Consider the following 13,062-nt stretch of genomic DNA (forward strand, 5'->3'; position numbering starts at 1 on the left):
CTGTGCCACGTGCTCTCTCCGCCGTTCTGGACTTCGATCCTATGGGGACCGCTGTCCGAGAACTTCGGGGCGCCTCAGGTGTTCCTGATGCCCAGCCTGCGCAAGACCGGTGGCCCAGCTGCCGACCTGCCCCCAGGGGATACTCCGGCCCCCGCCCCAGCCGCCATCTGAGCTTCGCGCCCAGCGCGCCTCGTCCGGCGCGAGCCGTGAAAGTGCCCGTCGCGGTTCAGGGTGCGGGAAATGGAAAGAGGATGCAGGTTCTGGTGGCGTGGGCGAGCAGTCGGTCGGCCTCGTCGATCAACTTGGCCTGTGCGAGAGCTGTTTGGCGTCCCGGTCGAAAGGGTGGCATAGACCCCTCCGTGCCCACTGCCGAGGAGTTGTAGTGCCCCTCGCCCGGCATCAGCGAGAAGACCACGCGGCCTTCTTCCACTTCCTTGAGGGCGAAGTCCAGAGCGGCCACGGTGAACGGTGGGGGCAGGCGTCGCTGGAGCAGGTCGCGCAGCACCTCCACGCCCGAGGTGCGGCCTGCGGTTGCTTCCACAATCGCTGGAGCGTGCCACTCAAGCCGCGCCCTTACCTGACTGTCAATCATGAAGACAGGGACTGAGATGACGGCATGAAGCGGCTTGAGCGGCGACGCAGGAGGTGCTACCCGGTGGCGTCGGCTGGCTCCCAGCTAGAGGAATCTGTCGGCGTCGGACTGCCTCACGCCACAGCCTGAGGTCAGGGATGTGTTGCCTCAGACGCGCTGCCAGGCGTCCAGCAGGGCGAGGGCGTTGCTCACCCCCTGTTCGAGGAGTTCTTTGGCGAGTTGGCTGTCGGTCAAGGCGCGGGCGAGCTGCAGCGTCCCGGCCATCAGGCCGAGGAGACTGAGCGCCTTCACACGTGCGGAGGACGGGGCCTCGGGCGCCATGCGAGCAGCAAGGCCCTCGATGAGGATCAGCACGCTGTCGGTGTACGCCTGCCTGGTTGTGTCGGTGCAGCGCCCGATCTCGTCGAGGAGGGCGGCGTTGGGGCAGCCGTCGCCAAGGCTGTCGCGGTGCTGGGGTGACAGGTATCTGCGCACGATCTGCTCGAGTCCGGCACGGCCAGGCGCGGCCCGCGCGACGACGCTCTCGGCCTGCACCTTCAACTGGTCGGCGATTGCCACGGTGACGAGGTCATCTTTGGACGCGAAGTGAGCGTAGAAGGCACCGTTGGTCAGTCCCGCGTCCTTCATGAGCGTCGAGACCCCGGAGCCGTCGATACCGTCTTGCTTGAACCGGCGGCCCGCCGTTTCGATGATCCGCCGCCTCGTTTCCGACTTGTGCTCTTTTCCGTACCGCACCACCGCACACGCTCCTTCGTCGGCCGGAAGGACCGTTGTCCTTTACCGACTTCGCCAGTGTATGGTATTGCGAACGTAATCCAAAGAGTCGACAGCGGCGCCTGTCGGCCACCTCGTCGATACCGCGCGAACTGTCCACCGAGGAGGTCGCCGCACGGTCGACGACTTCCGCGGCCGCGGCCGCCATACAGCGAACGCCGACGGCGTCGAGATCGACCGCACTGCCGCTCAACCGGCCCGGCGCCACCGCGCCACCGCGCCACCGCGCCACCGCGCCACCGCGCCACCGCGCCAAGGACATCGAAGACGGTCTCGCCCTCCGACGTCATCACCGGCGACCCCATAGTCCTCGCCAACCCCAAAGAGCGCGTAAGCGCCAACGCCCCCTCAACACCCCCATTTTCTACTTCTACGGCGGCGGCACAGCCGGACACACCGTTACCCCACCCACACAGCCTGATGAAGAGCCCTAACGTCCGAGGGGCCACCAACTTCGGGCGCATCAATACGGCTGCGGCGCTCGACGGCCCGGCCACCCGAGGAGTTACGGGCCGCCGCCGACGTGCGCCGCATCTGCACCACCTCGAACCCCGGCGTTCTGCGCCGAGTTCGAGGGAGTTAGGCATCGCCGCACAAACATCGCCCTCCGCAGGTCAACGGTGAGGAGCGATGAGAGGAAGGAGGAGGGATGAGACATCGGTACGTCGGGGGGCGGACCGGATTCTTGTCGACGCCGGTCACCACCGAGGGTCACGCTTGAGAGGTAGGTACCGGGAAGATCAGGCAGCTGCTGGTGGCATGGGCGAGGAGACGGTCTCTCGCGTCGACCAACTGGGCCTGGGCGAGAGCAGTTTGGCGGCCCTTGCTGACTACCGTGCCGATGGCGCGCACCGGGCCCGTGTCCACGGTGATCGGTCGCAGGAACTTCACCGTCAGGTCGAGCGAAGTGGTCGCCATGCCCTGCGGGAGGGTCGACTGGACAGCGCTACTAGCCGCCGAGTCGAGCAGGGTGGCGAAGATGCCGCCGTGAACGCTGCCGATCGGGTTGTAGTGTTCCTCCCCCGGCGTCAGGGAGAAGACCACGCTGCCGGGCTCCACCTCGTCCAGGGCGAAGTCGACGGTGTAGTTGATGGGCGGGCCTGGCAGTCGCCCCGCACGCAACTCGCGCAGGAAGTCGATGCCGGCCATGCGCCCGGCGGCCTGCGCCAGTGCCTCGGGGTCTTCCCATTGATACGTACGCGTTCGCCCCACGGTCCAGCGCCCTTCCCTCTGACTGTCAGCTGACTTTCCCAAGTGAAGCTAGCTTCTGCAAATCTGACTGTCAATAATGAAGTCAGGTCCCATGCGATGGCGGGATGGAGTGGCTCGAGGCGAGCACCGAGAACTGCCCCGTCCAGCGCACGCTCGACGTGATCGGGGAGAAATGGACGCTGCTGATCCTGCGTGACGTCAACGGCGTACGCCGCTTCGACGACTTCCACCGCCACATCGACCTCTCGGAAGCCGTGCTCAGCGACCACCTCCGCAAGCTGACCGCAGCCGGCATCCTCAAGACCGTCCCCTACCGGGAGCCCGGCAGCCGCCCCCGCAACGAATACCGCCTGACCCGCAAGGGCTGGGACCTGTGGCCCGTTCTGATGGCGCTGACCCAGTGGGGCGAGGCATACGCCCTCGGCCCCGAAGGGCCTGTTCTGGACGTCCGCCACACCGACTGCGACGCCCCGGTCCGCGTCGTCGTCGAATGCTCCGCGGACCACTCCGCGCTCGCCCCCGTTATCTTCTTCGCGGTCCTGCAAGAGGACCGCTGGCCTCCGGGCCCGGCATGACTGTTCCCCCCTGTCGAACGGATGACCTGGGGGGTGGTGTCACCGGGCCCGAGAGGCGCCGTTGGAGACGCTGATGAGAGGTCTGACCACCGCCTGGCCTGGCGCAATGCCCGGCATCCCGCGGGCGGCAGGTCTGCATAACGTGGATGCGCGCATACGACGCCAACGCCCTGGCCAGCACCATACGAACCCCGCTCGGGAGGATGGGTTGTACGACATCGACGACGTAGGCGTCTTCCTCGGCTTGGACGTCGGCAAGAGCGCCCACCACGGACACGGCCTCACCCCGGCCGGCAAGAAGGTCTTCGACAAACAACTGCCCAACAGCGAGCCGAAGCTGCGGGCCGTCTTCGACAAGCTGGCCGCGAAGTTCGGCACCGTGCTGGTGATCGTGGACCAGCCCGCCTCGATCGGCGCCCTGCCCCTGACGGTCGCCCGGGACGCCGGCTGCAAGGTCGCCTACCTGCCCGGACTCGCGATGCGGCGGATCGCCGACCTGTATCCCGGCGAGGCGAAGACCGACGCGAAGGACGCCGCGGTGATCGCGGACGCCGCCCGCACCATGCCGCACACCCTGCGCTCACTTGAGCTCACCGACGAGATCACCGCTGAACTGACCGTGCTGGTGGGCTTCGACCAGGACCTGGCAGCCGAGGCCACCCGCACCTCCAACCGGATACGCGGCCTGCTCACCCAGTTCCACCCCAGCCTGGAGCGCGTTCTCGGGCCACGCCTGGACCATCAGGCCGTGACCTGGCTTCTGGAACGCTACGGATCCCCGCAAGCTCTGCGCAAAGCCGGACGCCGCAAGCTGGTTGAGGTGATCCGGCCCAAGGCCCCGCGCATGGCCCAGCGGTTGATCGACGAGGTCTTCGACGCGCTCGACGAGCAGACTGTCGTGGTCCCGGGAACCGGCACTCTCGACGTCGTAATCCCCTCCCTGGCCCGCTCGCTCGCGGCCGTTCACGAACAGCGGCGAGCCCTGGAAGCGCAGATCGGGCAGTTGCTGGAGGCTCACCCTCTTTCCCCGGTCCTGACCTCGATGCCGGGGGTCGCGGTCAGGACCGCCGCCTCGCTGCTGGTCACCGTCGGCGACGGCACCAGCTTCCCCACCGCCGCCCACCTCGCCTCCTACGCCGGCCTCGCCCCGACTACGAAGTCTTCGGGAACCTCGATCCACGGCGAACACGCGCCCAGAGGCGGCAACCGGCAGCTCAAACGGGCGATGTTCCTGTCCGCGTTCGCCGCCCTGCACGATCCCGCCTCCCGCACCTACTACGACAAGTGCCGGGCCCGCGGAAAGACCCACACGCAGGCTCTTCTCCGCCTAGCCCGCCACCGCATCAGCGTGCTGTTCGCGATGCTCCGCGACGGCACCTTCTACGAAGCCAGAACCCCGCGCCTCGCTTGACGAAAGACATAGAGGCCCCCCCCGTGACGTCACCGCCCGGCTGGGAAAGGGCGCCCGCCCCCGGTCCTGAGCCATCGACCTCGCGGTCGCGGTCGTAGGCAGGACAGCGGTCGGACATCAGCCGAGTGCCGTGCACTACGCCGCCGTTACTCCGCAGCGCACTATCGACTTCAGCGCGCCGCCGCACCGCACTCAATGGCGCTCAGGTCGCAGGGTTCAGTGCCTTCGCCGTCCACGCTGTCCTGGCCTTGCGTTCCTGTGCGAAGGCCGCGCTGAGTTCACCCGTCACTTCGTTCATGGTGAAGGGCTTGCCGCACCCTTCGCACACGGTGCCGCTCAGGCCCACCTCGCGACCGCATGCCGTGTGGATCTGATGGACGGCGACTTCTTCCCCGGGCTCTTTGCACCAGGTCTCGCCCCATGCGCGTAGGGCGAGCAGCACCGCGGCGAAGGCTTCGCCCTTGTCGGTGAGGTGGTACTCGTAGCGGCGGGGCCGGAAGCGGATCCGTCACCGTATGGGGCACGGAGTTGCCGAAGGTCTGTGAACATGAGGTGCCCTCAGGTGACTCCGGGGGCTACTGGGGCTCGCTGCGCACCCCTGGGAAGACACCGCCACTCACGGCACGAAGTCCCACCATGGAGATCTGCTGCGCGGCGCGCTGGCTGCCGACCTCATCGCTCTGGCGCTCGCGTGCCCGTACCGCAGCCCGGACCGACGTCGACCAGCCCCTCTCCCCCGACGTGCCCCAGGATCTGACCGACCTGGAAGCGGCGGCCGAGAGCTACGGGTGCGGCTACCACGGACACGTGGCACCTCCCTGCGGCCATTCGGGCACACCGCCTCATCAGGACCGGTATCGCCGGGCAATTTATCAGGCGGTGTGGGTGGGGTAATCGGTGTAGCCGGCCGCGCCGCCGCCGTAGAAGGTGGCGGGATCGGGGGTGTTCAGCGGCGCGCCTGTGCGTACGCGCTCGACCAGGTCGGGGTTGGCGAGTGCCATCGATCCGACGGTGATGACGTCGGCGAGGCCGTCCTCGATGTCCTTGGCGCGGGTGGCAATGTCGGTGCCGCCCCGGTTGAGGAGCAGGGTGGTCGGCCAAAGCTTGCGGAGGGCGTGGAGGAGTTCTTCGTCGCCGGCGTGGCCGGTGTGCAGGTAGGCGAGGTTGAGGGGAGCGAGGGCGTTCAGGAGGTGCGGGTAGAGCTCGTGGGGGTCGTCCTCCACGAGGTCGTTGAGCCCGTAGGGGTTGCCGGGCGAGATCCGGAGGCCGGTGCGGCCGGCGCCGATCTCGTCGGCCACGGCGGTGGCGACTTCGACGGCGAAGCGGATGCGGTTGTCGAGGGAGCCGCCGTACTGGTCGGTGCGCTGGTTGGCGCTGGGAAAGAGGAACTGGTTGACCAGGTAGCCGTTGGCCCCGTGGATCTCGACGCCGTCGGCGCCGGCCGCGATGGCGGCCGCGGCGGCGTGCCGGAAGTCGTCGACCGTCGCGGCGACCTCCTCGGTGGACAGCTCGCGCGGTACCGGCATCTCCTGGAGTCCCGAGAAGGTGAACGTCTGGCCGGTCGGCTTGACCGCGGAGGGGGCGACCGGTTGCCGGTGGTGTGGGGTGTTGTCGGGGTGGGAGATCCGTCCGGTGTGCATGAGCTGGATGACGATGCGTCCGTCGGCCTTGTGTACGGCGTCGGTGACCTTGCGCCAGCCGGCGATGTGCTCCTCGGTGTAGATGCCGGGGGTCACCGGGTAGCCCTGGCCGTCGGCAGAGGGCTGGGTGCCTTCGGTGATGATGAGGGCGTGCGAGGCGCGCTGAGCGTAGTACTCGGCGTTCAGCTCGGTCGGCACGCCGTCCGGGGTGGCCCTGCTGCGGGTCAGGGGGGCCATGGCCAGCCGGTGCGGCAGGGGGATGTCTCCGACGGTGGTCGGGTTCCACAGGGCGTTCAACATGGGTGTCTCCTCAAATCAAGGGTGAGAGAGGACTGCGGGCCGCCGCGGGTGGCGCGTACGCGGTGACCGGCCGGATGGGCCCGATGACCCGCAATCGTGAAGGCAAGCTGCGTGGAGGGGCGGTGGGGCGGACGGGCTTGCCGCGCACATGACCGCCGCCATGCGGTGCTGGGCCCCGGCTGTTTACACAAAGGGGAGGAGGCCGAGTGCGTCGGTCTTCCCTCACGCCGGAGGACGCATCGGTCCTGTGCAGCAGATGCAGCAGCGTCCACGTCCTTGCCACGAAGGGATTCCCGCACGGGGGGAGCTGCGGTCAGCCGCGGTAGCGATCGGCCGGGACCTTCTGGGACAGGTTCGGGACGAGTGCCTGACGCGCCTTCTCGAACGACTCCCAGTCGCTGATATCCGGCAGGGACAGGATGGTGACGGGTTCCCCGGCGTCGAGGCCGGCGAGCGCCGCGTCGACGGCATCGTCCACGTTCATCACGATCTCGTCGGGAAGCGCCGCGAGGTCGACGCCGGAGCCGTCCCAGAGCTCCGTGCGGACAGCGCCCGGCAGCACGGCCTGCACCCTGACGGGGCTCTCGGCGAGTTCCTGCTGCAGGCCCTGGGTGAACGTCAGCACGTAGCTCTTGGTGCCGCTGTAGACGGCGCTGACGGGCAGGATGTTGAGAGCCATGGCAGAGGAGATGTTCACGACGGTGCCGTGCCCGCGGGCCGTCAGACCCGGCAGGACCGCGATGGTCAGCCTGGTCAGCGCTGTCACATTGAGGTTGATCAGCGCCTCGTAGGCCGCCGCGTCGGAGGCTGCCAGCGGCGTGAGCAGCGCACCGCCGGCATTGTTGATCAGTACTTCGATGCTCTCGTCGGTCCGCAGACGTTCCTCGACCACGGAGATCTGCGCCGCGTCGGTGAGGTCGGCGGTGACAACGTCCACCGCGCGGCCGGTGCGGCTGCGGATGTCCGACGCCAGCGTCTCCAGCCGCGCAGCGTTCCGGGCCACCAGGATCAGGTCGTAGCCCCGGTCGGCAAGCCGCTGCGCGTAGGCGCTACCCAGTCCGGCGGACGCACCGGTGACGACAGCGGTCTTGTTCTGCGTGGTCATGGGGGATCTCATTTCTGGCTGGCGAATGAGTAAGGGCCAAAGCGTCGACCTCTCTTTAGATTACGATAGACATCTAACTAGGTCCAGTCACCGCCCGCGGCCGAAGACCGCTCAGTGCGCACACGGGGCCACAAGGTCGGCACCCGGCCAGGTTCGGAAGAAGACTCCTCGGGCGCATGTCGCCGCAGACGGTTTCGCGCAATGCCCTCACGGCGAGCGCGCAGGCACGGCGAACAACACCCCTGCGGAGACCTGCGCGCTGGACGGAGTCCACTTGTTACAACCGCACCCCGGAACAGGGCCGGAAGCCGCTTGCAGTTCGGATGCAGGCACATGAGCTCCTCGCCTTGCGACAGCGAGAAAGAGCCATACGGAGAGAGGGCGGCCGCGGCCGGTCGCCCGGCATTTCGCATATGATAGATGAGCTTTACTATCTAACGCGGGCAGGTGACTGATGAGTCGCGTTTCGCAAGCACAAGCGCTCGAGAACCGCAGGCGCGCGGTCGCCGCGGCCTCCCAGCTCTTCCGGGAGCGCGGCGTGAACGGCATCAGCCTCGCCGATCTGATGAAGTCCATCGGGCTGACCACGGGCGGCTTCTACAAGCAGTTCCCCTCCAAGGAGGCCCTGGTCGCCGAGGCAACCCAAGCCGCGTTCGGGGACCTTGACCTACTCCGGGATTCGTTCGACACGACCCACGGCGACCACGACACCGCACGCGGCGCCCTCATCGACTACTACCTGTCCCCCGAGCACCGCGACCAGCCCGGCACCGGTTGCCCCACCGCGGGATTCGCAGGAGACATGGCGCGCGAGCGCACAGCTGGGGAGGTGCGCGAAACGTACGCAGCCGGAGTCCAGGAATTCGCCTCGTGGATGTCCACCGACACCAACGACGGCCTTCCGATGGTGGCCACGCTGGTCGGCGCGCTCCTGCTCGCCCGAGCCACGGCGGGCACAGAGCTGTCGGAGAAAATCCTGGAGTCGACGCACAAAGCCCTGACCGCACCACCCGGGCTCGACCCGGAATCCTGAACACGGGCTATGCGGCTGGAGCCAACACCACGCGGTCAAGCGGTTGTTGGGCCCGTCAGGGGCTGCGGGGGCTGCGGGCGCACCTGAACTTCGCCGAGGTCGCCGGCAGCCCTTCGGATCACGCCAGCGAGTGGCAGACCGCGGAGGAAGCCGGTATCTCCCGGACGACATGTCGAGCCGTCTACGACACCGTCCTCAAGCCGTAGGCTGGCTGCGCCGCCTGCGGGTCGGACGCCACCATGCTCATCAGCGCTTTCCACCAGCGCCCCACCAGACAGTCGGGGAACTCGTCAGTCCTTCCTCGGTGTCCCGCGCCACCAGCTACCGGGCTCTGCAACGCCTCGCCGACCACTGCCTCGTGGACTGCACCGTTGGAAGGCCTCGGCAACAGCCCTCCAGCCGCTGGTACTGGACCGGCCCCGGAAGCAGCCCAGGGCTGGGCCGACATCGCCCAACGGCACGGCACCACGGGCTCTCAGATGACGACGCCCTTCCGCCTTGCCCTCGGCCGCTTCTCGGACGATCGTGGGTAGTGCCTGTCATGAGGCAGGAGGGCCAGGTACGCCATGCATCGCATCAGCGGGCTGCCCGAGCGACACACCGGTCACCCGGACGAGGCCAACCGCAATGAGTCCGTCACCATAGCCGTCACGGACGGGAACGGATGTGTGGCCTACTGGAGCCGCGAGGCTCAGGAACTTCTGGGGTACACCCCTGCGGAGATCATCGGCAGTCCCCTGGCCGAGCTGTTCGCCACCGACGGGACCACGTTCCTGCATCGCGACGGCAGTCTGCTGGATACAAGAGCCCACCTGAGCCCGCTGCTGGGCGCCACGCAGCAGCAGGGCTTCCTCGTGACGATCGTGCCGTCACCGGCAACGGGGAAACTGCAAGACCTCATGTGGTGGATGCTGGAGCAGCAGTCCCTCTCCCTCTCGATCTACGATCGTGACGGGCGGTTGCTGTGGGCGAACGAGGTCATGCGGCGAGCGGTGGGCCTCGGCCAGAGCGAAGTTCGCGGTCGGCGTATCACCGAGTTCCTTCACGGTTCTGCGTTCGAGGAGGCAGAACGGCGGATCCTTCGGGTCGGCGAGACCGGAAAGCCCGAGTACACCGAACTCTTCGTAGCACTTCCGCATGAGCCCAAGGCACACGCCTGGGCCGTGGATGTCTTCCCTCTCAAGGACGGGAGCGGTCGAGTGCACGCGGTGGGCCTGGTGGGGAACGACTACTCCGAGCAGTACCACAGCCGCGAGCGGATGGCCTTGCTCAACGAGGCCAGGACCCGCATCGGCGCGACTCTGGATGTGACCGGCACCGCCCAGGAGCTCGTCGACGTGACGGTGAGGGTGTCCCGCTTCGCCGACTTCGTCAGCGTCGACCTGCTGGACGAGGTCTTCCATGGTGCACTGCCCGGCCCCGGCCCCCACGCGGGACCCGTCGCGCTGCGACGGGCCGCGCACGGGGGCGACACCCCACTCCCACCCGACGCGGTACTCGGCGTCGGAGTGATCCACACCCATCCGCGGTCGTCTCCGATCGCCCGGTGTCAGGCCACCGGCCGCCCGGTGCTGCACGACATCAAGGATCCCGACATCATTCGGTGGCTTGCCGAGGACGCCGTCCAGGCGGCGTACGCAGCCGCGTTCGGGACGCGCTTCCTGCTCGCGGTGCCCATCCGAGCCCGCGGCGTGATCCTCGGAGCGGCCCTCTTCCTCAGGCATTCGTCCTCCCCCGACCCCTTTGGCCCCGACGACCTGACCGTCATCGAGGACCTTGTGGCCAGGGTTGCGGTCTGTCTGGACAACGCCCGCCGGTTCACCCGCGAGCACGGCATCGCACTGGCGCTCCAGCGGTCCCTGCTGCCTCGCGGGCCAACTGTCCACCCGGCCGTGGAGACAGCGTCCCGTTATGTTCCCGCCGGCGGCAGCGCCGGGGTGGGCGGCGACTGGTTCGACGTGATCCCCCTTCCCGGGGCACGAGTAGGCCTCGTTGTCGGCGACGTCGTAGGGCATGGCATCTCTGCCTCAGCGACCATGGGCCGCCTCCGCACGGCGGTGCGCACCCTCGCCGACATCGACCTTGCACCCGACGAGCTCCTGACTCACCTCGACGACATCGTCACCCACTCCGGGCTCCCGCAAGACATCGATGGCGTCGACGGGACCTCAGAGATCCCCGGTGACATCGGCGCCACCTGCTTGTACGCCGTCTACGACCCCGTCTCCGGCACGTGCTCCCTGGCCCGGGCCGGGCACCCGCCCCCCATCCTGGTCGGACCGGACGGAACGGCCCGTGTCATCGGCATGCCTGCCGACCCTCCCCTTGGGCTGGGCAGCCTGCCCTTCGAGGCGACGGAGCTCACCCTGCCCGGAGGCAGCCTCCTGGCCATGTTCACCGACGGCCTCGTCGAGAGTCGCCATCACGACATCGACGAAGGCACCCGCAGTCTGTGCCAGGCACTCGCCCGACCGGAGCCCTCGCTCGAAGCCCTCTGCGACACCGTCCTCGACATGCAACACCCCGAAGGCGAAGCCGACGACGTCGCCCTCCTGCTGATCCGTGCTCGACCACTCGGCCCGGAGAGTCTGGCCTCCTGGGACCTGCCCAGCGACCCCGCAGCGGTGGCAGAGGCACGTAAACGCGCCTGCGACCGTCTCACCGAGTGGGGGCTTGAGGACGCGGCATTCATCACGGAACTCGTCGTCAGCGAGTTGTTCACCAACGCCATCCGCTACGCCACAGGCCCGATTCGGCTACGACTGATCAAGGACCGGACGCTGACGTGTGAGGTCTCCGACGGCAGCAGCACCAGCCCTCACCTGCGGCGCGCCCGACTGAGCGACGAGGGAGGCCGCGGCCTGCTGCTGGTCGCCCAGCTCACCGAGCGCTGGGGCACTCGGTACACGCCTACGGGCAAGACCATCTGGGCCGAACAGCTCATCCAGGCGACCTGAGCGGTCTCCCTCGGCGGCGCACGACTGCGGAAGCTGATCCGGTCCGTGTCCAGGCTCGGCGGGGTGCAGGCGGTGCCGACTGTCCGCAGCCGCGTCCGACCCGTTCGGCTACGCCCGAACCGCGGCCTGCGCCGGCTTCTCCACCTCGGAGGGAATGCGGTGCAGCCCCTTGCGGTCGTACAGCCGGGTCACGCCGAAGCCGAAGAGGGAAGCTGCCACTAGGCCGAACGCCAGCATGGCCCAGCCCCGGGTCAGGCCCGCGTCACCCTGGGCGTCGTAGTAGAGGATCGAACGGACACCGTCGGTGATCTGCCGCAGCGGCTCGAACTCCGCGAGGAAGCGATAGAACCCGGGCAGCGCCTCTATGGGCATGGTGGCACCGGCCGTCGGCACGGCCATCGCGACGAAGATCAGCGCAACGAGCAGCATGCCGGGCGTGCCGAAGACAGCGAGCAGGGCCAGCCCGCCGATCCCGGCGACCGCGATCGCGCACACCGAGTACAGCCACAGCAGGGGCACGTGGGAGACATCCATCCCCATGCCGACCGCTCCCGCCAGCACCAGGCTGCCCATGGGCACAGAGAGGCCGGCCATGAGGGTGCTGCTGATGGCGAGGGTCTGTACCCGGCTCGCACGGATCAGCGGGCGGTGCTTGCGAAGCGGCCCCATGTCGTTGTGGGTGTAGCCGAGGACGTGGTCCACCTGGCCGCTGATGACGTTGGCGGCAAGCATGCCGCAAACCACGAGGACCAGCGCGTAGTAGAAGGCGGTCATGCCGAGACCACTGTGCGAGTGAAGCGGGTGCCCGTCCTTCACGGTGACGACTGCCGGGTCGGCCAGTAGGAGGCGCTCCGCCGGAGGCAGCTTCGTCTGCTCGGCTCCGGCCTGCGCACTCAGCTCCCTGCCCACCTGACTTGAGGCGTTCTTGGCCGCTTCCGTCGTGGCCGACCGCGCCAGGCTGGAGCCAAGACTTCCGGCGGACTGGTTGGTCACCACCGTCAGCGTCGGGCGAACCGGCTTCTTGTCGGCCGCGGTGCTGATCAGCGTGGTGGTGGAGGAGGAGAAGTCGCCGGGAACGACCAGCGCGCCGAACAGCTTGCCCTGGCCGAGTTCCTTGTTCATCTTCTGCTCGTCCATCACCTTCCAGTCGATCGCGTCTCCACCGGCATTCGATTTCGTGATCGACTCGATTGTCCGCGCCCCCAGGTTGACGTGTTCGCCGCCGACATTCGCGCCCTTGTCTGCGTTGACCAGGCCGACGGGCAACTTGTGAAGGTGGCCGACCGGATCGACGTTGGCACCGATGTAGAGGACCGCGAACAACAAGGCCAAAACGCCCGTGACGACGCCGTTGACGATCCACAGGCCTCGGGCCCGCAATACGCGGAAGGGATGAAACCCATCCATGATGAACTCCAGTTTTCGCAAGGACTTGCCGAGAGGGGGGGCGGACAGCGTCATCT

General features: G+C 68.0%; 11 protein-coding genes. 4 read left to right on the forward strand and 7 right to left on the reverse strand.

The genetic code is table 11. The features are described from left to right. Window positions 1-226 precede the first annotated feature (226 nt). From ACX28W_RS37065 to ACX28W_RS37075, 3 genes are all read right to left on the reverse strand, one after another. Window positions 227-541, reverse strand: coding sequence for a hypothetical protein (locus tag ACX28W_RS37065; protein ID WP_459004427.1), 315 nt, complete (start codon window positions 539-541; stop codon window positions 227-229). A gap of 198 nt (window positions 542-739) precedes the next feature. After that, on the reverse strand, window positions 740-1,330 hold the full coding sequence (locus tag ACX28W_RS37070; RefSeq protein WP_459004429.1) for a TetR/AcrR family transcriptional regulator: 591 nt from the start codon (window positions 1,328-1,330) through the stop codon (window positions 740-742). Window positions 1,331-2,077: 747 nt separating this feature from the next. Next, window positions 2,078-2,578, reverse strand: coding sequence for a PaaI family thioesterase (locus ACX28W_RS37075; RefSeq protein WP_459004431.1), 501 nt, complete (start codon window positions 2,576-2,578; stop codon window positions 2,078-2,080). A gap of 104 nt (window positions 2,579-2,682) precedes the next feature. Between ACX28W_RS37075 and ACX28W_RS37080 the strand changes: the two genes are divergently transcribed. Then, window positions 2,683-3,153 (forward strand): winged helix-turn-helix transcriptional regulator, encoded by a 471-nt coding sequence (locus tag ACX28W_RS37080; protein ID WP_459004433.1) that lies wholly within the window; start codon window positions 2,683-2,685, stop codon window positions 3,151-3,153. 208 nt (window positions 3,154-3,361) lie between these two features. After that, window positions 3,362-4,564 carry an IS110 family RNA-guided transposase gene (locus ACX28W_RS37085; protein WP_459004434.1) on the forward strand — a complete coding sequence of 401 codons (1,203 nt, stop codon included), beginning with the start codon at window positions 3,362-3,364 and terminating at the stop codon, window positions 4,562-4,564. Between the two features lie 202 nt (window positions 4,565-4,766). Here the strand turns inward: ACX28W_RS37085 and ACX28W_RS37090 are convergent, their stop codons facing one another. The 3 genes from ACX28W_RS37090 to ACX28W_RS37100 all read right to left on the reverse strand — a co-directional run bounded on the left by ACX28W_RS37090 (window position 4,767) and on the right by ACX28W_RS37100 (window position 7,609). Further along, complete coding sequence (locus ACX28W_RS37090) at window positions 4,767-5,069, reverse strand: winged helix-turn-helix transcriptional regulator (RefSeq protein ID WP_459004476.1); 303 nt, start codon at window positions 5,067-5,069, stop codon at window positions 4,767-4,769. A 367-nt stretch (window positions 5,070-5,436) separates the two neighbouring features. Beyond that, complete coding sequence (locus tag ACX28W_RS37095) at window positions 5,437-6,504, reverse strand: alkene reductase (protein WP_459004436.1); 1,068 nt, start codon at window positions 6,502-6,504, stop codon at window positions 5,437-5,439. 313 nt (window positions 6,505-6,817) lie between these two features. After that, window positions 6,818-7,609 carry an SDR family NAD(P)-dependent oxidoreductase gene (locus ACX28W_RS37100; RefSeq protein WP_459004437.1) on the reverse strand — a complete coding sequence of 264 codons (792 nt, stop codon included), beginning with the start codon at window positions 7,607-7,609 and terminating at the stop codon, window positions 6,818-6,820. Between the two features lie 454 nt (window positions 7,610-8,063). On the opposite strand from ACX28W_RS37100, the gene ACX28W_RS37105 reads away from it, so the two are divergent. Further along, the gene (locus tag ACX28W_RS37105; RefSeq protein WP_459004438.1) at window positions 8,064-8,642 is read left to right on the forward strand and encodes a TetR/AcrR family transcriptional regulator; all 579 of its coding nucleotides are present in this window, start codon (window positions 8,064-8,066) and stop codon (window positions 8,640-8,642) included. A 566-nt stretch (window positions 8,643-9,208) separates the two neighbouring features. Continuing rightward, window positions 9,209-11,599: an ATP-binding SpoIIE family protein phosphatase gene (locus ACX28W_RS37110; protein WP_459004440.1), complete on the forward strand. Its 2,391-nt coding sequence runs from the start codon at window positions 9,209-9,211 to the stop codon at window positions 11,597-11,599. A gap of 108 nt (window positions 11,600-11,707) precedes the next feature. Here the strand turns inward: ACX28W_RS37110 and ACX28W_RS37115 are convergent, their stop codons facing one another. Further along, window positions 11,708-13,006, reverse strand: a complete 1,299-nt coding sequence (locus ACX28W_RS37115) for a DUF3533 domain-containing protein (RefSeq protein ID WP_459004478.1) — start codon at window positions 13,004-13,006, stop codon at window positions 11,708-11,710. Window positions 13,007-13,062: the final 56 nt, after the last annotated feature.

Source organism: Streptomyces sp. SD15, assembly GCF_054462255.1.